15 protein-coding genes and 3 tRNA genes are annotated in these 21,304 nt (G+C 51.4%); 15 read left to right on the top strand and 3 right to left on the bottom strand.

What is annotated here, in order from left to right:
• Positions 1-134 precede the first annotated feature (134 nt).
• Together ftsZ and Q0721_RS08130 are read right to left on the bottom strand one after the other, a co-directional pair.
• Positions 135-1,280 (bottom strand): cell division protein FtsZ, encoded by a 1,146-nt coding sequence (gene ftsZ / locus Q0721_RS08135; protein WP_299028056.1) that lies wholly within the window; start codon positions 1,278-1,280, stop codon positions 135-137.
• A 16-nt stretch (positions 1,281-1,296) separates the two neighbouring features.
• Positions 1,297-2,637 (bottom strand): hypothetical protein, encoded by a 1,341-nt coding sequence (locus Q0721_RS08130; protein WP_299028053.1) that lies wholly within the window; start codon positions 2,635-2,637, stop codon positions 1,297-1,299.
• Positions 2,638-2,807: 170 nt separating this feature from the next.
• Here Q0721_RS08130 and Q0721_RS08125 point away from each other — a divergent pair.
• From Q0721_RS08125 to Q0721_RS08065, 13 genes are all read left to right on the top strand, one after another.
• Positions 2,808-2,880: transfer RNA gene (locus Q0721_RS08125), tRNA-Ala, on the top strand.
• A 44-nt stretch (positions 2,881-2,924) separates the two neighbouring features.
• Positions 2,925-2,997 (top strand) — tRNA-Ala (locus Q0721_RS08120).
• A gap of 343 nt (positions 2,998-3,340) precedes the next feature.
• Positions 3,341-5,812 carry a leucine--tRNA ligase gene (gene leuS / locus Q0721_RS08115; RefSeq protein ID WP_299028051.1) on the top strand — a complete coding sequence of 824 codons (2,472 nt, stop codon included), beginning with the start codon at positions 3,341-3,343 and terminating at the stop codon, positions 5,810-5,812.
• Between the two features lie 66 nt (positions 5,813-5,878).
• Positions 5,879-6,559 (top strand): creatininase family protein, encoded by a 681-nt coding sequence (locus Q0721_RS08110; RefSeq protein WP_299028049.1) that lies wholly within the window; start codon positions 5,879-5,881, stop codon positions 6,557-6,559.
• A 410-nt stretch (positions 6,560-6,969) separates the two neighbouring features.
• Positions 6,970-7,614: a RecX family transcriptional regulator gene (locus Q0721_RS08105; protein WP_299028047.1), complete on the top strand. Its 645-nt coding sequence runs from the start codon at positions 6,970-6,972 to the stop codon at positions 7,612-7,614.
• Positions 7,615-7,625: 11 nt separating this feature from the next.
• Positions 7,626-9,170, top strand: coding sequence for a ribonuclease Y (rny, locus tag Q0721_RS08100; protein WP_299028044.1), 1,545 nt, complete (start codon positions 7,626-7,628; stop codon positions 9,168-9,170).
• Between the two features lie 4 nt (positions 9,171-9,174).
• Positions 9,175-11,334, top strand: a complete 2,160-nt coding sequence (locus tag Q0721_RS08095; protein ID WP_299028040.1) for a bi-domain-containing oxidoreductase — start codon at positions 9,175-9,177, stop codon at positions 11,332-11,334.
• 20 nt (positions 11,335-11,354) lie between these two features.
• Positions 11,355-13,310 (top strand): alginate lyase family protein, encoded by a 1,956-nt coding sequence (locus Q0721_RS08090; RefSeq protein WP_299028037.1) that lies wholly within the window; start codon positions 11,355-11,357, stop codon positions 13,308-13,310.
• Positions 13,311-13,316: 6 nt separating this feature from the next.
• The gene (locus tag Q0721_RS08085; RefSeq protein ID WP_299028034.1) at positions 13,317-14,555 is read left to right on the top strand and encodes a glycosyltransferase family 4 protein; all 1,239 of its coding nucleotides are present in this window, start codon (positions 13,317-13,319) and stop codon (positions 14,553-14,555) included.
• Positions 14,548-15,261, top strand: a complete 714-nt coding sequence (locus Q0721_RS08080) for a response regulator transcription factor (RefSeq protein WP_299028031.1) — start codon at positions 14,548-14,550, stop codon at positions 15,259-15,261. The genes Q0721_RS08085 and Q0721_RS08080 overlap by 8 nt, the downstream gene beginning before the upstream one ends.
• A 4-nt stretch (positions 15,262-15,265) precedes the next feature.
• Positions 15,266-17,032 carry an ATP-binding protein gene (locus tag Q0721_RS08075; RefSeq protein ID WP_299028026.1) on the top strand — a complete coding sequence of 589 codons (1,767 nt, stop codon included), beginning with the start codon at positions 15,266-15,268 and terminating at the stop codon, positions 17,030-17,032.
• Between the two features lie 55 nt (positions 17,033-17,087).
• Positions 17,088-17,513, top strand: a complete 426-nt coding sequence (locus tag Q0721_RS08070; protein WP_299028023.1) for an SRPBCC domain-containing protein — start codon at positions 17,088-17,090, stop codon at positions 17,511-17,513.
• Positions 17,514-17,554: 41 nt separating this feature from the next.
• Positions 17,555-17,628 (top strand) — tRNA-Val (locus Q0721_RS08065).
• A gap of 262 nt (positions 17,629-17,890) precedes the next feature.
• Here the strand turns inward: Q0721_RS08065 and Q0721_RS08060 are convergent.
• A complete protein-coding gene (locus Q0721_RS08060; protein WP_299028020.1) occupies positions 17,891-18,823 on the bottom strand; it encodes a magnesium transporter CorA family protein in 933 nt (310 codons plus the stop codon).
• A gap of 185 nt (positions 18,824-19,008) precedes the next feature.
• Between Q0721_RS08060 and Q0721_RS08055 the strand changes: the two genes are divergently transcribed.
• Positions 19,009-19,995, top strand: coding sequence for a carbohydrate kinase family protein (locus tag Q0721_RS08055; RefSeq protein WP_299028017.1), 987 nt, complete (start codon positions 19,009-19,011; stop codon positions 19,993-19,995).
• The gene (gene ahcY, locus Q0721_RS08050) at positions 19,996-21,255 is read left to right on the top strand and encodes an adenosylhomocysteinase (protein ID WP_299028014.1); all 1,260 of its coding nucleotides are present in this window, start codon (positions 19,996-19,998) and stop codon (positions 21,253-21,255) included.
• The last annotated feature ends 49 nt before the right edge of the window (positions 21,256-21,304 follow it).

Here is a 21,304-nt window from a genome sequence, read left to right as displayed (position 1 = left end):
GGCCTTCGAAAACTAAAAGGTAGATTTCCTCGGTCTGGGGCTTGACTTTGGGCTTCTGCCCCCGGATCTGGGGAAAACGCGTATAAATTTGACGACAAACTTTCTGCAATACTTGGGCGTCCATAAGCAGTCCTTTAGCGGGTGCGGCGACGCAAGAAAGCCGGAACATCCAGGTTATTGGCAGTTGGGATCTCGCCTTCTGGATTGGTAGAAGGGGGCGTTATTGCAGGTTGTAGTGTTGGGGTGACCTCTGCTGAGCGTGACCAGCGGGAACGCGCGGCTTGGGGCATTTCCACGGGGGTTGCACCCAGGCCTGTAATGACTAGGATGACCTGCACGCGATCCTCCATAACGGCATTGGTCACGACACCGGGAATAATTTCGATCTGATTGTTGGTACGCGATTGTAGATCATTCAGGGCTTCCACCACTTCCATGAAGGTCAGATCCGGGCCAGCGGTAAAATTAACAATAAGAGCAGAAGCATTTTCCAAGTTAATTGAATCCAATAACGGGTGATGTAATGCCTGTTCAATAGCTTTTTGGGCCTTATGTTCGCCCTGTCCAAAACCGATGGAGAGCACCGAGCCGCCACCCGACTGCATGACCTGGCGAATGTGGGCGAAGTCAATGTTGATCAGGCCGGGTTCAGTAATTAACTCGGAAATGCCTTGAATCCCTTGGCGTAGCACATCATCGGCCAGGCGGAAGGCCAGTTCCAAGGGAAGATTCTCTGGTGCAATGGCTAACAACCGGTCGTTGGGAATAGTGATCAAAGTGTCAGTGTAAGGGCGAAGACGCGCCAGGCCCTCAGAGGCATTAACCTGGCGACGCCCAACTTCCCACACAAAAGGCAGAGTGACCACGGCTACCGTGACTGCTCCCAGCGAGCGAGCAACTCTTGCGGCGATGGGGATTGCGCCTGTGCCAGTACCACCCCCCATACCGGCAGTGAGGAAGACCATGTCAGCTCCACTCAGGGCGGCGCTGAGCTCGCGGTAACTTTCTTCGGCAGCGGCCTCGCCAACACTGGGATTCCCACCTGCTCCCAGGCCTCGGGTAAGGCGAGGGCCCAGTTGGATCTTGACGGGGGCCAGGGATTGCTGCAGGATTTGGGCATCTGTATTGGCAGCAATGAACTCCACCCCACTGATACCCAACTCAATCATGCGATTGACGGCGTTACAACCTGCACCACCTAGGCCGATGACCTTAAGAATAGGTTTGGGAGCGCTGAGCTCGGTAGTTTTAGAAGTGGTCTCGAGAAATCGGAGATTCATAGTTCACCTCGTCTGATTACAAGGGATGGGAATCAAGATCCGAAGTAAGGGTGTGGACTACACAGCCACTGGCTTTTAATTGACTCAGAACCTCGGGAGCAAACTTTTCTGGTTCTACCAAGGTGACACGTTGAGCAAGAACGGCTTCAGAGAGTGAGGTGCCTAGGGTAGGGGTATCCCCTGCAGGCGCTTGTGAGAGCACCTTGAGGACCAGCTCGGGATGAGCAGCCCAATCGGGGGGCAAGAGAATGTAATGGCCAATGGGACGACCCAAGCGTTCGACCAGAGATGCATCCTTGAAATCAGATGGAGTATTGGTTGGCCTCACTGCTACTTCTGCTAATTTGGATACGGCATCGTTAGCGGGTTTTCCATCCCGAAACCAAGCATGGGCTATAAAAGGGCTGTCAATAGAGGCGGAGAGTAGCCAAAAGTTGCAGGAGAGCAGTGAGGGAGAGTAATCCGCTGGGGGAGTCGAGGCAGTAATGTTTTTAGGATCCAGTGTGCTATAGAGAACCTGAATAGTGGGCATCTCGGCCGGATGGGGAGCGTTAGGGCGACCAAGAAGAGTTTGAGGATCATTGGGCAAACCTGCATGGTAGAGATGAATAGGAAGGGGACGCTCAATTAGAGATTGAGCAATTGCTTCATACCACTCAAAGATGCGGAAGCCGCGTTGATCTTGTGTATCTAAAGATTCATGATAAGGGCGCGCTTCAGGCCATGCCAGTGGACCCCCTTGTCCCCATTCAAGGGGATGATCATGAGTCCAAGCATAGGCAGAAAGGTGCAAATTTTCAATGACCCTAGTTTGTTGGCGCCGTTCAAGAATGGCGAGCACATTCTGGAGGAAGGCGGTGTCCCAGTAATCCCCTCCCGGGGATAAGGGGGGAAAGACGGGATACCCCCCGCAGTAAATAATCCACTGGGCCCAAGGCAGGAAGGCATCTACAAATGCCTCGGCTAAATCGGGATGCATCCAGAAGGCGGCTCCCCAAGTTACTCGAAGGTTAGGCCGGTCAAACACTTGGATGTGAAGGGCCCCCCATTTGATATAAGCCTCAATGATAGGTGCTACTTCTCTTAGTTCGGGCGGGGTAGCGGGAGAAAAGGGAAATTGAATGAGGGGGGAAATGCCCTGTCTGAGCAGATTGCGGATGAATCCTTCGGGGATGGCCCGCGTGACCGGAGACTCCAGCACCAACCAACCCACGTTGAGATGTGAGAGGAGCGGCAGCCAGGTTTGGAGGTCACGGGTCGTGTAATGTAGCGCGTCAGGGTAATAGTGAAACCCCAGGCGATTGACCGAGACATTCTGTGAAGAGGTTGTGGATTTGGAGTATTCAGCGCGTCTCATAGTAATGGGTCGGGTAGCAAAGTAGGGTTATCTTCTCTAATGCAAGAAGTGTGCCAGTTACGTCAAAGGTCCAGGCCTTTTCTCCATAACTGCGAGATATGCGCAGGATCGGTGTGCGCTTGACTTGACAGTCTAGGTCCTTCCGATTAGAATTTGATTACCCTTGATAAGGGCCTGTAGCGCAGTTGGGAGCGCGCTTCAATCGCACTGAAGAGGTCAGGGGTTCGAATCCCCTCAGGTCCACTTGGTGCAGGCCGGAAGGAAAGCGCACCTTAAAAATTTAGTAAGGGCCCATAGCGCAGTTGGGAGCGCGTCTCAATGGCATTGAGAAGGTCGGGGGTTCGAATCCCCCTGGGTCCACACGAGATGTGAGCCAGGAGCCATCTCCCGGCTCACTTTGTAAGACCAGGGCAGGAGTAGTAGATCATCCGTCAGCGAGCTAGGGAAGGTGGAAGCCTAGCGGGGCCTCTGCGGAAGGCCAGTCAAGATCGAACTCGCCTGCCGCCTCGAAACTCGGGGCAGGTCGCCCGGGTGAAGATCAGTAGCCAGGGACGGGTGATGCCCGTTAGCGCATCAAAGAGTGGTCCGGGGTGTGGATTTACCCGGGCAATTGGGGTGGTACCGCGGAGAGCAACCTTCGTCCCTGTGTGGTGGCGAAGGTTGTTTTATTTTGAAAAGATTGTCTTGCTAGGAGTGATCAAGGATGAATTTCTCCATTCCAACGTATAACCCAACTGAAATAGAGCGTAAGTGGCAAGAAAAGTGGGAAACGGATGGGCTGTATCATGCGGATATTGATTATAGCCGTCCCAAGCACTATGCACTAACCATGCTGCCGTATCCCTCGGGCGATTTACACATTGGTCATTGGTATGCAATGACACCTTCCGATGCTCGAGCGCGTTTTATGCGTATGCAGGGCTATAACGTACTTTTCCCGATGGGATTTGATGCCTTCGGACTACCCGCGGAAAATGCCGCCATCAAGCATAACATTCACCCCAAGGAATGGACCTACCGCAATATTGAGCGCATGCGCAGGCAACTCAAGAGCATGGGGGCCATGTTTGATTGGCGGCGCGAAGCCATAAGTTCAGATCCTGAGTATTATCGCTGGACGCAATGGTTTTTCCTGCAATTCTATAAGCACGGTCTAGCTTACCGCAAAGGTGGAATGGTTGACTGGTGCCCTTCCTGCAACACTACCCTGGCGCGTGAACAGGTTGTAGGGGAAGAGCGCGTCTGTGAGCGATGCGGGACACCAGTGATTAAGAAGAACCTGGAGCAGTGGTTCTTTCGGTTGACCAAATACGCAGAGGAGTTATTATCATTTGAAGGTATTGATTGGCCTGAACGAGTGCGCACCCTGCAAATCAATTGGATTGGTCGCTCTGAAGGGGCAGCGGTGACGTTCCGGACTGAGCAGGGAGATCCGATTGAAGTCTTTACCACCCGTCCGGATACCCTGTGGGGAGCTACTTTTATGGTGCTGGCACCGGAGCACCCGCTGGTAGAGAAAATCACAACGCCTGAACAGAAACCCGTGGTTGAGGCGTATGTTTACCAGGCTTTGCGGCAATCGGATATTCAGCGTGAGGCCGCTGATCGTGAGAAAACAGGGGTGTTTACAGGTGGATACGCGATTAACCCGGTCAACGGAGAACGCATTCCCATTTGGATCGCTGATTATGTGCTAATGAGTTATGGCACAGGTGCGATCATGGCTGTTCCCGCCCATGATGAACGTGATTTTGCTTTTGCGCGTAAGTATGGTCTGCGCATCGTCCCAGTCATTCAACCGGAGGGGGTTGTCTTTGATGGCGAGACCATGGAGGCGGCTTATACGGGGCCTGGCTATATGATTAACAGTGGGCCACTCAACGGCACCTATATTAATGGCAAAGGGCATGATGATCCAGGTATTCGAAAGGTCATTGCCTACCTGGAGGCGCACGGCATGGGGCGGGCTGAGGTTTCCTATAAGTTGCGGGACTGGTTGATTTCGCGTCAGCGCTATTGGGGTGCCCCTATTCCAATCGTCTATTGCCCGCACTGTGGTACGGTGCCCATTCCAGAGGATCAGCTTCCCGTGTTACTTCCGGAGGATGTGGAATGGCGGCCGACGGGTGAGAGCCCCTTAAAACTGCATCCGACTTGGCGCTTTACCACTTGCCCATCCTGCGGTGGGCCGGCGGAGCGGGAAACGGATACCATGGATACCTTTATGTGTTCTTCTTGGTATCATTTGCGTTATTTGAGTCCCCACTATGATCAGGGGCCCTTTGACCCCCGCGAGTATGATTATTGGATGCCAGTGGATACTTACACGGGGGGTATTGAACATGCTACCATGCACTTGATTTACACTCGCTTTTTCCATAAGGCCTGCCGAGATATTGGGATTACCAAAGGCAACGAACCTATGCTACAACTCCGCAATCAAGGGATGGTGCTGGGTGAGGATTCGGAAAAAATGTCGAAGAGCCGGGGGAACGTGATCGCTCCGGACGATCTAGTAACCCGTTATGGGGCGGATACCGTGCGGGCTTATCTAATGTTCTTTGCACGCTGGGATCAGGGTGGACCGTGGAACAGTGGTGGTATTGAAGGAGTGCATCGGTGGCTCAAACGGGTGTGGTCGGTTATCCTAGAACCGACTCCTGAGTCAGGTAAGGCAGATGAGACAACCTTGCGCCAGTTGCGGCGAAAGGTTCATCAGACGTTGCGTTCAGTCACGCGTGATTTTCGGGAGTTTGAATTCAATACGATTATCTCCTCGCTTATGGAACTGCTCAATGAGATGAGTAAAGCCAAACAAAGTGGCGCTTGGGGTACTCCGGCGTGGGAAGAGGCGGTAGATATCTACTTGCGGATGCTGGCTCCGGTGTGTCCACACGTTAGTGAAGAGATGTGGGCCTTGCTGGGTAAGCCCTATTCTGTACATACCCAGTCCTGGCCTCAGGTCGATGAAGAGGCTGCTAAAGAGGAGATGATCACAATCGTGGTACAGGTTAATGGGAAAGTCCGAGATCGTCTAATTGTGAATGCTGAAATCGGTGAGGATGAGATCAAGACCCTTGCACTTCAGAGTGAAGCCGTTCAGCGCCATCTAGGAGGCAAAGCCCCACGGCAAGTCATTTACGTGCCACGACGTTTGGTCAGCATTGTGGTGTAATGGGGTGGTATTCGAGTGCTGCTCAATCCTATTGAGCAGCACATTTTTCTTTGTAAGGAGATAGGCATGCGTTTGGAAGATCTCAACTGGATGGATGTTGAGGAATATCTACGGCGAGACGATCGGGTGATTCTAGTTTTAGGGGCCTGTGAGCAGCATGGTTACCTGAGTCTTCTAACAGATGTGAGGATCTCGATGGCGCTTGCAGACGCGGCTAGTCGTCAAAGTGGGGTTCTGGTTGCGCCGCCCCTTAATTTCGGGATTTCTCCTTATTTCCTGACTTATCCAGGAACGATTTCGTTACGCACTGAGACATTCGTCAGAGTGGTCGAAGATATTGTCCAAAGTCTTTATCATCAAGGTTTTCGTCGCTTTGTGGTCTTAAATGGTCACGGAGGAAATATCGCGGCCCAGAATGTCCTAACCGAGATAGCCAACCGTCACGCGGGCATGCGCGTCGCTTGGTATGCATGGTGGCAGTCGCACAGTGTTGAAGAGGTAGCGGCTCGTTATGGACTTAAGATTTACCACGCCGGATGGGCGGAGGCGTTTCCGTTTACTCGGGTAACTGAACTTCCTTCAGGGGAGAAGCGTGTTGAGGGTTATCAGGGCTTACTCAGTGCGGAGGAAACACGGACTACGTTTGGGGATGGTGTGTTTGGGGGAGCCTATCAGGTGGATGATGCTATCCTGGAGGAACTCTTTGACGTTGCTCTTCAGGATGTCTTGGCGCTCCTAAATTTTTGATAACATTCCTCTAATCGGATAATAAATTTGACTTGTCATGTTAAGAAATCGTGTATAATTGATTAACAAATTCTGATATTCTCTTTGCTGCTGTGCCTAGTCAAGATGGCTCTGTGGGCCCTAAAGGGTCACACAGTTGGAGTTTTAGGGTTTCGAATAACGACAAAAAGGGAATGGGTTCACCGACCAGAAACGGAACTGGATGGGTAACAGGGTGTGAATACGGTAGGAAGGGTCTTTCAATTATTTGACATCTTACTACGCCGCGGGCTGGGCATGTAATGGAGAAGCTGATCTTTGGCCCGAGTGCATGGTTTTTACCCATTCAGATAACTGAATCTGGTCATCCCACCGGCAATATGCGAACGAGCCGATAAGACGGGCGAAGCAGCGCGCTGATATTTGACAAAATGGAGCACAAGATCACGGCGCTGCGCGTACAAAAACGCAACCCTAACCGGGTTAACGTTTATCTGGACGGAACCTTTGCTTTTGGGCTGTCACGCATTGTCGCTGCTTGGCTGCGAGTGGGTCAAATGCTCAGTGATGAAAAGATTGCAGCCTTGCAAGCCGAGGAAACGCGGGAAGCAGCCTATCAATCTGCTTTAAGATTCTTAAGCCATCGTCCGCGCTCTGAAGCCGAACTGCGAAGCAAATTGGAGAGCAAAGGATTTGAGCCGTCGGCTGTTGAAGCAACCCTACAGCGCCTGATTGAAGAGGGTTGGGTGCGCGATGATCGCTTTGCCCGTGCCTGGGTAGAAAGTCGGAGTGCCTCTCGTCCGCGTAGTCGGCGTTTGATTACCCTGGAACTCCGGCGTAAGGGGATATCAGAGGAAAATATCCAACAAGCGGTAGCCAATCTTGAGGATAATGAATTAGCGTACCAGGCGGGTTTGCGCTATGCACGTCGGCTTGAGGGCCTGGATTACACCACGTTTTATAGGCGAATGGTGGGTTTTTTGCAACGCCGTGGTTTTGCCTATGGAACTGTTGTGGCAACTGTGCGGCGAGTTTGGGAAGAGATTCAGGCTACCCGCGATACTAAAATGGAATAATGAGGTTAGAAATGGGTGCAAATGGAAATTTTCTACTAATGACGCTGTTACTTTTAATAGGGGATATCATCCTGGTAGGGGTGGTCATTTACTTTGTGAGGCGTTCATTGATCGCTCGTTTGCAGCGGGAGCAGAAGGAGATTGCAGACAGTCTGATAACCAATGCTACCGAACAGGCCAAGCTGATTGAGATTGAAGCCCGTGACAAAGCCCTTAAGATTCTGCAGGAGACCGAGGCTGAGGTCAACCGTCGGCGTTCGGAGATTGCCCGTGAAGAGGACCGCCTGCAAAAACGCCGCTTGGAATTGGATAATCGCATTGAGCGTTTGGAACAACGTGAACAGGCGCTCAATAAGCGGCAGTCCTCTCTCGATAAACGCGCCAACGAAATTGAGCGGCTCTATGAGCAACAAATAGCCGAGTTACAGCGTATTGCCCAAATGAGCGTTGAGGAAGCGCGTAGCTTGCTCTTGGCGGAGGTCGAAAAGGAGGCTCGTGCTGATATGGCGCGTGTGATTCGACAAATTGAAGCCGAGGCACGTGCCGAAGGGGAGAAACGTGCACGCGAGTTAATTGCCGAAGCCATTCAGCGCGTGGCTTCAGATCATGTGGCAAGTGTCACAACCTCTGTTATTTCGCTGCCCAATGAGGAGATGAAAGGCCGTATTGTGGGCCGTAACGGGCGGAATATCCGTGCATTTGAGCAGGCTGCAGGCGTGGATGTCATCGTGGATGATACGCCGGAAACAGTCACCATCTCATGTTTTGATCCCATCCGACGCGAGATTGCGCGGCGTTCGTTGGAGCGTCTCATCAGTGATGGTCGCATCCATCCTGCCCAGATTGAAAAGATTCTAAACGAGGAGCAGCGGGAGGTTGAGAAGGCGATTGTGGAAGCGGGAGAACAGGCGGCTTATGATGCCGGAGTGACAGGGTTGCATCCGGAGATTATTAGGGTGCTGGGGCGGTTAAAATACCGCACATCTTATGGGCAAAACCAACTTGCCCACGCTGTGGAAGTGGCGAAGCTGGCGGCTGTTCTGGCGGCTGAACTTGGAGCCGATGTGGAAGCAGCCCGCATGGGAGGGCTTTTGCATGATTTGGGCAAAGCAATGGATCACAACACCGATGGCACCCACGCTATGATTGGCGCAGAATTTGCTCGTCGGTATGGTGTACCGTCAAAAGTTGTTAACATCATTGCCTCTCACCATCATGAGGTGGAACAAGAAAGCCTCGAAGCGGTGATTGTGGAAGCGGCGGATGCGATTTCGGGAGCTCGACCTGGGGCGCGTCGTGAAGATCTGGAGCAGTATATCAAGCGCCTACGCGCCTTGGAGGAAATTGCCAACTCGTTCAAGGGAGTGAGCCAGAGTTATGCCATTCAAGCGGGACGCGAGATTCGCATAATTGTGCGTCCGGAGGAAATAGATGACTTGGCTGCACTCCGACTGGCGCGTGACGTTGCTAAGAAGATCGAAGAGACTATGCAGTATCCGGGGCAGATTAAGGTCACTGTCATTCGCGAGACCCGCGCGGTAGATTACGCCAAATAGTGCTATGAAGCAGGTACTCAAAGATCTACGTAGTGGACGCACGCTGGTGGTGGATGCTCCAGTGCCTGTTCCGGGACCTGGCACGGTTCTGGTACGTAATGTGGCTTCCCTGGTTTCGGTGGGTACCGAGCGGATGGTCGTTTCGTTTGCCGAGAAGAGCCTTTTGGGCAAGGCACAATCTCGCCCGGACCTGGTGCGTCAAGTGTGGGAAAAGGCACGTCGCGAAGGAGTGCTCACGGCAATAGAAGCAGCGCTTAACCGGCTGAATCAGCCCATTGCTCTTGGTTATTCTTCAGCCGGGATTGTTGAACAGGTGGGTGAAGGAGTCAAAGATCTCCACCCGGGTGATCCGGTAGCGTGCGCTGGAGGAGGCTATGCCGTTCATGCCGAGTACGTGGTCGTGCCGCGTTTGTTGGTAACCCCTCTCCCTAAGAGTGTGGATTTTGAAAGCGGGGCCTTTGTTACCCTTGGTGCAATCGCACTCCACGGTTTCCGTCTGGCTAAACCGCAGATTGGGGAATATGTGGCTGTTATTGGACTAGGGGTCTTGGGCCTTCTAACACTGCAATTAGCCAAGGCGAGTGGTTGTGAGGCGGTCGGTATTGATATTGATCCCTGGCGGGTCGAAAAAGCTAGCTCTCTGGGGGTTCAGGCAACCTTGCGCTCAGAAGCCGAGTCTTTCACGAATGCGTTTACCCAAGGGCGAGGGTGTGATGCAGTGATCATATGCGCCGATACTCCTGCGAATGATCCGGTTGTTTTGGCGGGGAGGCTGGCGCGTGATCGAGGACGTGTGGTAGTCATAGGGGCAGTGGGGCTGGAATTACCGCGCAAACTTTACTATGAAAAGGAACTCTCTTTTATCGTCTCGCGCTCTTATGGGCCGGGACGATATGATCCTAACTATGAGGAAAAAGGATGGGATTATCCATATGGGTATGTGCGTTGGACCGAGGGGCGCAACATGGAGGCAGTGGCTCAATTGATTGGCGAAGGGCGCATTACAGTAAAGCCGCTCATTACCCACCGATTTCCTATCGAAGCAGCCGAACAAGCCTACGCATTGATTGCGGCTAAGAAAGCCCCTCCAAGCCTGGGCGTATTGATCACTTATCCCCAAACGGAGGTTCGATCACCTAGCAGACGGGTTGCCCTCCCCCGGTCAACTATGGTTCCATCGTCCGGAGCAAAAGTACGGTTGGGGGTTTTAGGGGCCGGCAATTACGCTACCGCCATGTTTCTGCCGAATTTGAAGTCTTTGACGGGGGTAGAAAAAGTCGGAATTGTTTCGGCAAATGGCCTGCACGCACGGCACGCGGCCGAAAAGTTCGGTTTCGCTTATGCGGGTTCGGATGAGGGCGAGATCTGGAACGATGCCACTATCAACGCTGTGGCAATCCTGACTCGTCATCAACATCACGCTCGACAGGTTGAGAGCGCTCTAACATCAAGAAAACACGTGTTTTGTGAAAAACCGCTGGCAATTCACTGGGATGAAATTGAGCGGATAGAAGCGTTGCTCCAAAATGAAGAACTACCTTTGTTGACAGTAGGTTTCAACCGTCGTTTTGCTCCCTTGGCCCAGCGGCTAAAGGCCTTCTTTGAGCACCGCGCTCAGCCCCTGTATGTTTATTACCAAGTCAATGCCGGTTATTTGCCATTAACTCACTGGTTACATGACCCTCTACAAGGGGGTGGACGCATTGTGGGTGAGGGGTGTCATTTTATAGATTTCTTGGTGTACCTAGTCGGGGCGGTGCCGATAAGGGTATCGGGCAAGGCTTTGCCCGACCGTGGTATATATTGTGAAGACAATGCGACCCTGGTCTTGGAGTTCCCAGATGGCTCGATGGGGATTGTTTCTTATTTGGCGAATGGGGATAAAAGTTATCCCAAAGAGCGTGTGGAGGTCTTTGGCGAAGGGAAAGTGGCTGTATTGGAGGATTTTCGGGAACTCCACCTGGTTGCAAACGGCCATCGTCGAACTTTCCGTCACTGGTTACGTCAGGATAAGGGACATCGTCGCTTGTTGGAAGCGTTTATCAACGCTATTACAACGATAGGCGCTCCCCCTATTCCATACGAGCAAATTATCGGGGTAGCCAAAGCAAGTTTGGCTGCTCGGGAAGCCCTGAGAACCCAACGCCCGATTGAGATTTTATAAAGAAAAGCCGCGCTTACCCCGTGACCTGGTTGACAAAAGCCTCGAAGATTCTCAAAACCCTTGGACCAACCCGGGTGACACTTTATACAGCCTATCGGATCGGGTTGGCAATGGGGTGGTGGCGGCGGGCAACACACTCTCGAAGTGTGGATTTGGCTGAGGTGCCATCCGTGCAAGGAACTTTGTTTGAGGTTCCAACTCCTCAGCATCTAAGAGCAATTTTGGGGCCGGATGAATCGGCTCAGGCAATAGCACTAGCCGATGAAATTGTACAGGGGAAGTATCGTCCTTTTGGGGGTACACCTGCACCGTTGATCTTAGATCCTCCGCAGCCATTAGAACCGTGGGATCGGTATGGAAGTACTGTAGGGGGCAAAGATATCAAAGAATACTGGGAAGCTGCTCGTCTGGGATGGGTCTTTATCCTGGGGCGCGCCTACATTTTGAGTGAGGACGAAAATTATGCTCAGGCCTGCCAGCGTTATCTTGATCACTTTTTAGGCGCTAATCCCGTTGGCTTTGGCCCTAACTGGGCTTCCGGTCAGGAAGTTGCTTTGCGCATTCCCGCACTGTTATTTGCGTTGCAGGTTTTTAAGACCTCCGTTTTTTTTAAGGTGGAGTTCCAACACCAATTGACGCTCGCCATCCTTGAGCATGCACGCCGAATCCCACCCACTCTGATTTATGCACAGGCTCAGGACAATAATCACCTGCTCAGTGAGGCTCTGGGCTTGTATTTGGCGGGGGTTATGCTGCCCAAATGGCCTGAAGCCCCCAAATGGCGGGAGATGGGATGGTATTGGTTAAACCGAGGCTTCCAGCATCAAATTTCAGCGGAGGGATGTTATGCTCAAAATAGCCTGAATTACCACCGCCTGATGCTTCACTTGGCACTCTTATTCGCTCGGGCAGCCAGAATTGAAAGGCGCGATTTACCACCACCAACCCTGGAGCGATTGGCTAAGGCGGTTTGTTGGTTATGGGCGCGGATGGATGAGGTTTCGGGGACGGTTCCGAATTACGGGCACAACGACGGAAGTAATGTATTGCCCTTTGGTAGCCACGATATTTTGGACTATCGCCCTACGTTGCAGGCAGCAGGGGAGGTCTTTTTGCGTAGTCGGTATCTTCCAGTGGGAATGTGGGACGAATTGGGTCTTTGGTTAGGAGCGCAATCCCGGGGCACAAACCTTATCTCTCACAAATGCTTTTTCCCAGGAATTTTGAAGCCCCGGGGTGAGGCGACATGGGCCTTATTGTACGGGGGAATGTGCCAGGGGCGGGTGGCTCATGCAGATTATCTTCATGTGGATCTATGGGATGAGGGAACAAATCTCCTTCTCGATCCTGGGACGTATGCTTACAATCTTTCCTCGCCTTGGGATAATGGTCTAGCGAAGACTTTAGTGCATAATACCCTTAGAGTAGATGAACGAGATCAATTAGAGCGTCTGGGACGGTTTCTGTGGGACAACAAAGCAACAGTTCGCTTCCTACCTGAGCGTTGTAAGCCAGATCAGAGATGGGTGGCGGAACATGACGGTTATCGCGCACTTGGGCTTATTCACCGACGAACGCTCTCCTGGCTGGGAGGCAAGCACTGGCAGGTTATTGATGAGGTAATCCCCGTTAATAAAAAAGGCGATCAAGTGCATTGTTTTGACCTGCATTGGTTGATTCGCATGGGGGAGTGGCAATGGGATGGTCCAAGGTTGTGGGTAGTGTACCCGGAGTTAAAGAAGCAAGTGCACTTGAGGGTGACGTGGGAAGCCGACGAAGGTCGGATTCAGGCGTTTGCTCAACGGCTGGTTTGCCAGGGCAGTGTGGTGGCTGGTCCTGAGGGAAAGTTTGATCTCCTGGGGTGGTACTCGCCCACTTATCTCGTCCGAGTGCCTGCCCTTTCATTCCTGCTTTCATGGCGCGGATGCGCACCATTAAAACTTGTGACAGATATTGAGGTGGGGATGCAAGGATAGGGGGGATTGGTTAAAATTAGGCTGATGCATATCTTGTTAATCCATCAAGCCTATGCTTCTCTGGATGAAGCTGGCGGTACCCGCCATGAAGAGATGGCCCGATATTTGGTTGCCCACGGGCATCGGGTAACCGTTGTTGCTAGTTCGCTCAATTATTTAAGTGGTAAGCCTAATTCTGAGGCGAAGAAATGGGTCAGTTGTAAGGTCATTGAACCTGGTCTGACGATCTTGCGATGTTACACTTATCCGGCGTTTCATCGCAGCTTCTTCCATCGGACGCTTGCGTTTATAAGCTTCATGCTTTCCTCATTCTGGGTTGGCTTGGGGGTACCTAAGGTTGACGTAATATGGGGAACCTCTCCCCCAATATTTCAAGCCCTGACTGCGTGGTTACTAGCGTTTCTTAGGCGGGTGCCATTTGTGTTTGAGGTGCGTGATCTGTGGCCAGAATTTGCGATAGCCGTGGGGGTTTTGCGTCAGCCTCTCCTAATTTGGGCCTCTGAGAGATTGGAGCGATTCCTCTACCGTCGCGCTAAACGAGTGATTGTCAATTCGCCAGGGTTCATTGATCATGTGCGAACTCGTGGGGCTAGGTGGGTCGAATTGGTTCCCAATGGGGCCGATCCTCGGATGTTCGATCCGCACTCCCGGGGCGACGACTTCCGCAAGCGGTATGGGTTGCAAGACGCCTTTGTGGTTCTCTACGCGGGGGCCCATGGTCTTTCCAACGATTTGGGGGTTGTGTTAGATGCCGCTGAGTTGCTTAAGGGCTATCCCTCAATCCGTTTTGTGCTGGTAGGGGATGGGAAGGAAAAACCCGGGCTGGTGCGTGATGCACAGACCCGGGGATTGGAAAACTTAATCTTCTTACCCCCGTTCTCGAAACGTGAGATGCCTCGGGTTCTGGCTGCGGCTGACGCCTGTATTGCGATTTTGAAGCCTCTAGAAGCCTACAAGACAACTTATCCTAACAAAGTGTTCGATTATATGGCAGCAGGGCGGCCTGTGATCCTTGCTATTGACGGGGTTATTCGGCAAGTCGTAGAGGAAGCGGGGGCAGGTATAGTGGTTCCCCCGGGCAATCCTCGGGCTTTGGCGGATGCAGTTCTGCGACTGGTAGAAAACAAAGACCTAGCTTGGCGCATGGGAGCAGCGGGACGTAAATGTATAGAAGTCAATTTTCGGCGTGATCAAATGGCATGGCGTATGATGAGCATTTTCGAGGAGGTGACAGGGCATGGGTGAAAAAATCTTGATCGTTGAGGATGAAACCACTTTGCAGGAGGCGCTGGCTTATAATCTGCGGCGCCAAGGGTATGAGGTAGAAGTGGCCAGTGATGGCCCTGCTGCTTTGAATGTGGCGCGGCGCTCGCGACCAGATTTGATCATCTTAGATATTATGCTACCGGGGATGGATGGATTTGAGGTCTGCCGTATTTTGCGCCAGGAGATGACAACCCCAGTGCTGATGCTCACAGCACGCGATGATGAAATAGATCGCGTGGTAGGACTTGAAGTGGGTGCAGATGATTACCTGACTAAACCCTTTTCAATGCGCGAGTTACTGGCACGTGTCAAGGCCCTATTACGCCGGGTGCGTATGGTGCGCGAGGAAGTGGGAGGTGGTCATACCCGAAGCGAGAGCCAACCGCCGAGCCTCCAATATGGTAATCTATTGATTAATATTGGGCGGCGTGAGGTTTTGTTGAATGGTAATCCTCTTCCTCTGAAACCTAAAGAGTATGAACTTTTGCTTTATTTAGCACAACATCGAGGACAAGTGCTCACTCGTGAGCAGATTCTGGAGCGGGTTTGGGGTTGGGAGTATATTGGTGATTCGCGCACAGTGGATGTTCATATTCGCTGGCTGCGGGAGAAAATCGAACCTGAACCGGCCAAGCCGCGACGAATCGTGACTGTGCGTGGGGCGGGTTACCGTTTTGAGGGATAGATGCATGCGCGCTTCTTTGACTTGGCGCATTGCGTGGCCTTTTGTGTGCTGGTCTATTCTGGTGGTGACCGGTGTACTGATTATTATGCGGATTTCTTTTGAACATCAGTATCTGGAGCAACAGAAAAGTCATTTATTAGCAGAGGCGCAAATTCTTGGAAATCATCTGGAGTCCTTGCGTCAGACAAACCAGATGGCTGAGATTCGCGAGGAGTTGCTGGCGTTTGCCCGCGCTGCGAATGCCTGGGCGGCGATCTATACTCCTCAGGGCGAGTTGGAGGCCGAGGGTTGGGGGGCGATGTGGCATTTGCAAAGACTTAAATTGGCGCGCTCGGTTGCCTTACCTGAGGGTGTGCTCCATTCTGCTGAGTTCTCTTTCGTGCGCGATGCGTCAGAACGCTTGATGATGGTAACGCTTCCTTTGATAAGCCAGGATAATGGACAAATCTATGGCATTCTTCGTGTAGCCATATTAACAACCATTTCGGACCAAATCCTGAACCAATTGACCTTCCACCTGATCCTTGTCGGCCTAGCGGCGGTTCTACTCGCAGGGAGCATGGCCTTGCTGGTTTCTCGGTTGGTTGTTCTTCCTTTGCGACAACTAACAGAAAGCATTACTCAACTGTCACATAATGGGACTTCTCTAGCACTGATCCAGTCTCGCGAGGATGAGATAGGTCATCTGGCTCGAGCATTTTCGGACATGGCTGGTGAATTGCGCTCTCAAATCGAGGCTTTAGCAGCAGAGCGAGTGCAGTTTGATGCAGTGCTAGAATACATGACCGATGGTGTGATCATTGTTGACGCTGAGGGAAAGGTGCATTTGACCAATCCGGCGGCCGAACGTCTGTTTGGCACTCCGCCTGAAGGCGGTGAGGCAAAATCGTTGATTGAGGTGGTGCGTCACCACCAGTTGGTTGAACTCTGGCGCAAAGCCCTAAGCAACAACCGTCAGTACACTACCACACTGGAGATGACCCCTAATCGTCTGTTTGTACAGGCAATTGCTACGCCTCTGGGAGGAGCGCTCAAGGGAAATGTCTTGCTGGTGATTCAGGACTTAACACGAGTTAGACGGTTGGAAACGGTGCGTCGTGATTTTATTAGCAATGTTTCTCATGAATTACGCACCCCTTTGGCTACCTTAAAGGCGCTTACGGAGACATTGCAAGAGGGAGCCTTGGAAGACCCGCTCATGGCGCGGCGATTTTTGGAACAGATGGACAAAGAAATTGACAACATGACCCAACTGGTGCGTGAGTTGTTGGAACTTTCACGCATTGAGTCGGGTAAAGTTCCGCTTAATCGCCAGCCAGTTTCACCTCTCAGTCTGCTCGAAAGTGCTGCTTCGCGAATGCGCTTGCAAGCCGAGCGGGTTGGTTTGACGTTGGACGTGCATGCAGATTCTACATTGCCCATGGTACTGGCTGATCGCGAACGGATTGAGCAAGTGCTGATAAATTTGCTGCATAATGCTATTAAATTCACACCGCCAGGTGGGCGTATTGATCTGGCGGCTCAAATGGGTGAAAGCGAGGTGATTTTTAGCGTGAAGGATACTGGGGTCGGTATCAGTTCTGAGGCCTTACCGCGGATTTTTGAGCGTTTTTACAAGGCAGACCAGTCACGGTCAGGGGGTGGAACGGGGCTGGGGCTCTCGATCGCGCGTCACACGGTTGAGGCTCACGGTGGGCGGATTTGGGCGGAAAGTGAGATTAATCGTGGAAGCACGTTTTTTTTCTCACTCCCGGTTGCCACTCAGCAGTAGCAAGTGCACCTTAGCGGGGTTATATCTTTAGAGGTCACAAAAGGATGGTGAAGTGATGTTTGGCACAATTGAGATTGATATAGAAATCCCGGTTTATCCAGAGAGGATCTACCGGGCGTGGCTGGATAGCTTTGAACACGCTCAATTCACCCATAAACCCGCCCGGATTGAGGCTAAAGAAGGGGGATCATTTTGGGCACTGGATGGGAGGGTTTGGGGAAGATTACATCGTATCGTTCCTTATAACCACATTACACAGAGCTGGCAGGTTCAGGATGAACCGGTGTCGGCTGATTCGAGTATCGAAATCCGAATTGAGCCCACCTGTACCGGAAGTTTGTTTCGAGTTTGGCATCACGGCGTAAAAGTAGAGAGCGCAAAGGCCATGATAGGTTGGTGGGAAGTCAATTATCTGCGCCCTTTGCAAGATTATTTTGAGGCATTAGTGGGTGACTACATTGCCGATCTAAGTGATGGTTAGCGTCACAATTCGCGCAGGTTAAGTTATAATAAAGATTACACGGGCGGATAGCTCAGTAGGTTAGAGCGCCTCCCTTACAAGGAGGAGGTCGTGGGTTCGAGTCCCGTTCCGCCCACAGGCACGGGTTATCCGGTTGCTTGGCCGCCAGAATCCCACATATGGCGGTCATTATTTTTTCTTGTTCTGGAGACCAAGGCGGACCAGCGTACTAATAATCTGGCCTGTATGAGTTGCGAGAGGGCCTTCCGCGATTTGGAAGATCTGCTAGGCATGAATAGACCAATGAACAAACGAAAGAGTAGGGTTTTCCCAAACGAAATTTCAACCCAACTGTTATCATCATATGGCATTAGGTTGAAGGTGTAGAAAGCAACAGTTTAGAACCATCGTCGGCGGGTGAAATAAATCGCGGTGACCGCCACTAGGCTGATGCAGATGAGCAGAATGATTTGCCAAGCAAAAGATAACTCTTGAAGCGGTAAATCAACGTTCATGCCATAAAAGCCTGTAATAATGACGGGGACATTGAGCAAGATGGTCACTGAAGTAAGGAATTTCATTACCACATTGAGGTTGTTGGAGATGATAGAGGCAAAAGCATCCATCATATTGGTAAGAATGGTGCTTGAAATATTTGCCATTTCAATGGCTTGCTGGTTTTCGGTGATTACATCCTCAAGGAGATCCTCATCGTCGGGGTACATACGAAATAGTTGGGCGCGTTGGAGCCGTTCAAGGAGGAGTTCATTGGATCTTAGGGCGGTGGTAAAGTAGACGAGGCTCTTCTGATACTTTAGGAGTTCCATGACTTCGCGGTTTTGCATAGAGAGTTGGAGTTGGTCCTCGACGGATTCTACAGTACGATTAATCTCACGAAGGTAAGACAGATAGAGATTGGCCGTACTGAGAAGGATGCGAAGGACAAAACGAATGCGTTTAGCAGTCGAGAGATGGCGAACGCGCCCTGAAGTAAATTCATTGATAACTTCATTGGGGTAACGGCACACGGTGACAATAAACTGATCGGTAAGAATGATGCCCAATGGAATTGTGATATAGGGCACGTCTACCATTTGACTCTGAAAGTAAGGGATACGTAAAAGGATAAGCATTTTACCATCGTCTTCACGTTCGGTACGGGAGCGCTCGTCCAGGTCGAGAGGGTAAGTTAAAAAATCCTGCGGAATCCCCTCACAGATCAGCCGCTCAATTTCATCTGAGGTTGGATCTACGACATTGATCCAACATCCGCTTATAATCTCTGGAACTGTCTCAAGAACCCCTTCTCGGCTGCGATAGATGGTGATCATAGTCTCTCTCCCTAATGGTAAGTTTTTCAAGTGTCTGGATTTTACCCCTTCTATGTATCTGCGCAAGTCCTGTAGGATGGAGCCGGGCGAGCGAAAAACACACAATTGAACAACTGGTCTCGATGGTATAATTGGCACGCCTCATATGGTGGGCAATTCTACGCTAAGGGTAATCAATCATTGCGATGAAAACCATTTGTACCGGCTCTATTGCGTATGACTATTTGATGACCTTTCCCGGTCACTTTCGTGAGCATATAGTACCTGAGCATCTGGAGTCCCTTAGCCTTTCCTTCCTCGTTGATTCGATGGTGCGTCAGCGCGGAGGGGTAGCCACGAATATTGCTTACACAATGGCACTTTTGGGCGCGCGGCCAATTGTTTTTGGTACTGTGGGTGAGGACTTTGGGGAGTATCGTCAATTTTTAGAATCAGTTGGGGTGGATACGCGTTACATTCGGGTTGTACCTGGGGTTTTCACTGCCTCTTTCTTCGCCAACACTGATCTAGATAACAATCAGATTTGTTCATTCTATCCTGGCGCCATGACTTTTGCGCGTGATTTAAGCCTTAATGAACTGAGGGATGATCAGCCGGAACTAGTGATCATTTCTCCTAATGACCCGGTAGCAATGGATCGGTATGTGGCAGAATGCAAAGCCATGGGATGGCGCTATATTTACGATCCGAGCCAGCAAGTTGTGCGCGTTAGTGGAGAGGAACTGCGCCGGGGTGTGGAGGGGGCCTTTGGCCTTTTTGTCAATGAATATGAATTTGAATTGCTTCAGAAACATACCGGTTTGAGTGCAGCGTCCATTTGTAATCAAGTTCCTTTGGTGGTGGTGACGTTGGGGGCAAAAGGAGCAATTATCTACACTGAGGGTCAGGAGCTCCGTATTCGGGCAGTAAGCCCTCGGCACATTGCGGATCCAACCGGTGTTGGAGATGCTTTTCGCGCTGGTTTTATCCGCGGACTACAATTAGGGTTAGACTGGGTAACATGTGGTCAAATGGGAGCCTTAGCGGCTGCCTATTGCCTGGAACAGAAGGGTCCTCAGAGTCATGTCTTCACTCGCGAGGAATTTGTGCAGCGCTATCACCAGAATTTTGGTGATTGTGGAGCGCTGAGTATATTGCTTGAGGATTCTATCAACATCTTCTCGGAGGATTAAATGATCAAGTACGATGTCAAAGACTTGAAACTGGCTGAAGGAGGTCGCCGTCGTATTGAGTGGGCGGCGCGTGAAATGCCAGTGCTGGGATTGATCCGTGAAAGATTTGCTAAAGAGCAACCCTTCAAGGGATTGCGCATTTCAGCCTGCCTGCACGTGACAACCGAGACGGCCAACCTGATGCACACCCTTCAGGCTGGGGGAGCAGATGTTGTGCTTACCGCCTCGAATCCCCTCTCAACCCAAGATGATGTAGCTGCTTGTCTGGTCACTCATTATGAAATCCCAGTTTTTGCAATCAAGGGTGAGGACAATGTTGTTTATTACAAACATATTCATGCGGCGTTGGACCATAAGCCCCACTTGACAATGGACGATGGGGCAGATCTAGTCAGCACCCTTCACAAAGAGCGGCGTGATCTGCTAGAAAATATCATCGGTGGAACAGAAGAGACGACAACAGGGGTTATCCGTTTAAGGGCGATGGCTGCAGATGGGGCTTTGGCTTACCCGATTATTGCGGTCAACGATGCAATGACCAAGCACTTATTCGATAATCGCTATGGTACGGGGCAATCTACCATTGACGGAATCATCCGTGCCACTAATGTGCTTTTGGCCGGTAAGAACTTTGTGGTGGCAGGCTATGGTTGGTGCGGCCGTGGTCTGGCGATGCGAGCGCGTGGGATGGGGGCCAATGTTATTGTAACTGAAGTGGATCCGCTCAAAGCGCTTGAGGCGGTAATGGACGGATATCGCGTGATGCCGATGCTTGAAGCCGCCAGGATCGGGGATATCTTCTGTACGGTTACTGGGGATATCAACGTGATTGACCGCCATCATTTGGAAGTGATGAAGGACGGGGCTATTTTGGCAAATTCAGGCCACTTCAATGTTGAAATCAACATTCCTGCGCTGGAAGAAATGGCAGTCAGTAAGCGCTTGGTGCGCCCATTTGTGGAGCAGTATGAACTGAAGGATGGCCGATCCATCTTTCTTTTAGGTGAAGGGCGTTTAATCAACCTGGCGGCGGCGGAAGGCCATCCTGCTAGCGTGATGGATATGTCCTTTGCTAATCAGGCATTAAGCCTAGAGTACCTCGTTAAACAAGCAGATAAGATGGAGCGCAAGGTTTATAGCGTGCCTGAGGAAATTGATCGAGAGATTGCTCGCTTGAAACTGGCAGCCATGGGGGTTGAGATTGATACCCTTACCCCTCAGCAACTGGCTTACTTGAATTCATGGGAAGAAGGCACTTAAGCCTTGGGCGCTGGAAGTTTTTAGTATCTGCACCTGATACCAGATCAGG

This window comes from uncultured Thermanaerothrix sp. (assembly GCF_938028735.1).
Taxonomy (GTDB): Bacteria; Chloroflexota; Anaerolineae; order Anaerolineales; family Anaerolineaceae; genus Thermanaerothrix.
This window is presented reverse-complemented; position numbering and strand designations above follow the sequence as displayed.

What these genes read in the sequence shown, in the direction of transcription:
- Q0721_RS08055 (WP_299028017.1), top strand. Translation starts at nt 19,009, where the DNA reads ATGAAAACCATTTGTACCGGCTCTATTGCGTATGACTATTTGATGACC.
- rny (WP_299028044.1), top strand. Translation starts at nt 7,626, where the DNA reads ATGGGTGCAAATGGAAATTTTCTACTAATGACGCTGTTACTTTTAATA.
- Q0721_RS08110 (WP_299028049.1), top strand. Translation starts at nt 5,879, where the DNA reads ATGCGTTTGGAAGATCTCAACTGGATGGATGTTGAGGAATATCTACGG.
- ftsZ (WP_299028056.1), bottom strand. Translation starts at nt 1,280, where the DNA reads ATGAATCTCCGATTTCTCGAGACCACTTCTAAAACTACCGAGCTCAGC.
- ahcY (WP_299028014.1), top strand. Translation starts at nt 19,996, where the DNA reads ATGATCAAGTACGATGTCAAAGACTTGAAACTGGCTGAAGGAGGTCGC.
- Q0721_RS08080 (WP_299028031.1), top strand. Translation starts at nt 14,548, where the DNA reads ATGGGTGAAAAAATCTTGATCGTTGAGGATGAAACCACTTTGCAGGAG.
- Q0721_RS08070 (WP_299028023.1), top strand. Translation starts at nt 17,088, where the DNA reads ATGTTTGGCACAATTGAGATTGATATAGAAATCCCGGTTTATCCAGAG.
- Q0721_RS08060 (WP_299028020.1), bottom strand. Translation starts at nt 18,823, where the DNA reads ATGATCACCATCTATCGCAGCCGAGAAGGGGTTCTTGAGACAGTTCCA.
- Q0721_RS08130 (WP_299028053.1), bottom strand. Translation starts at nt 2,637, where the DNA reads ATGAGACGCGCTGAATACTCCAAATCCACAACCTCTTCACAGAATGTC.
- Q0721_RS08075 (WP_299028026.1), top strand. Translation starts at nt 15,266, where the DNA reads ATGCGCGCTTCTTTGACTTGGCGCATTGCGTGGCCTTTTGTGTGCTGG.
- leuS (WP_299028051.1), top strand. Translation starts at nt 3,341, where the DNA reads ATGAATTTCTCCATTCCAACGTATAACCCAACTGAAATAGAGCGTAAG.
- Q0721_RS08105 (WP_299028047.1), top strand. Translation starts at nt 6,970, where the DNA reads ATGGAGCACAAGATCACGGCGCTGCGCGTACAAAAACGCAACCCTAAC.
- Q0721_RS08095 (WP_299028040.1), top strand. Translation starts at nt 9,175, where the DNA reads ATGAAGCAGGTACTCAAAGATCTACGTAGTGGACGCACGCTGGTGGTG.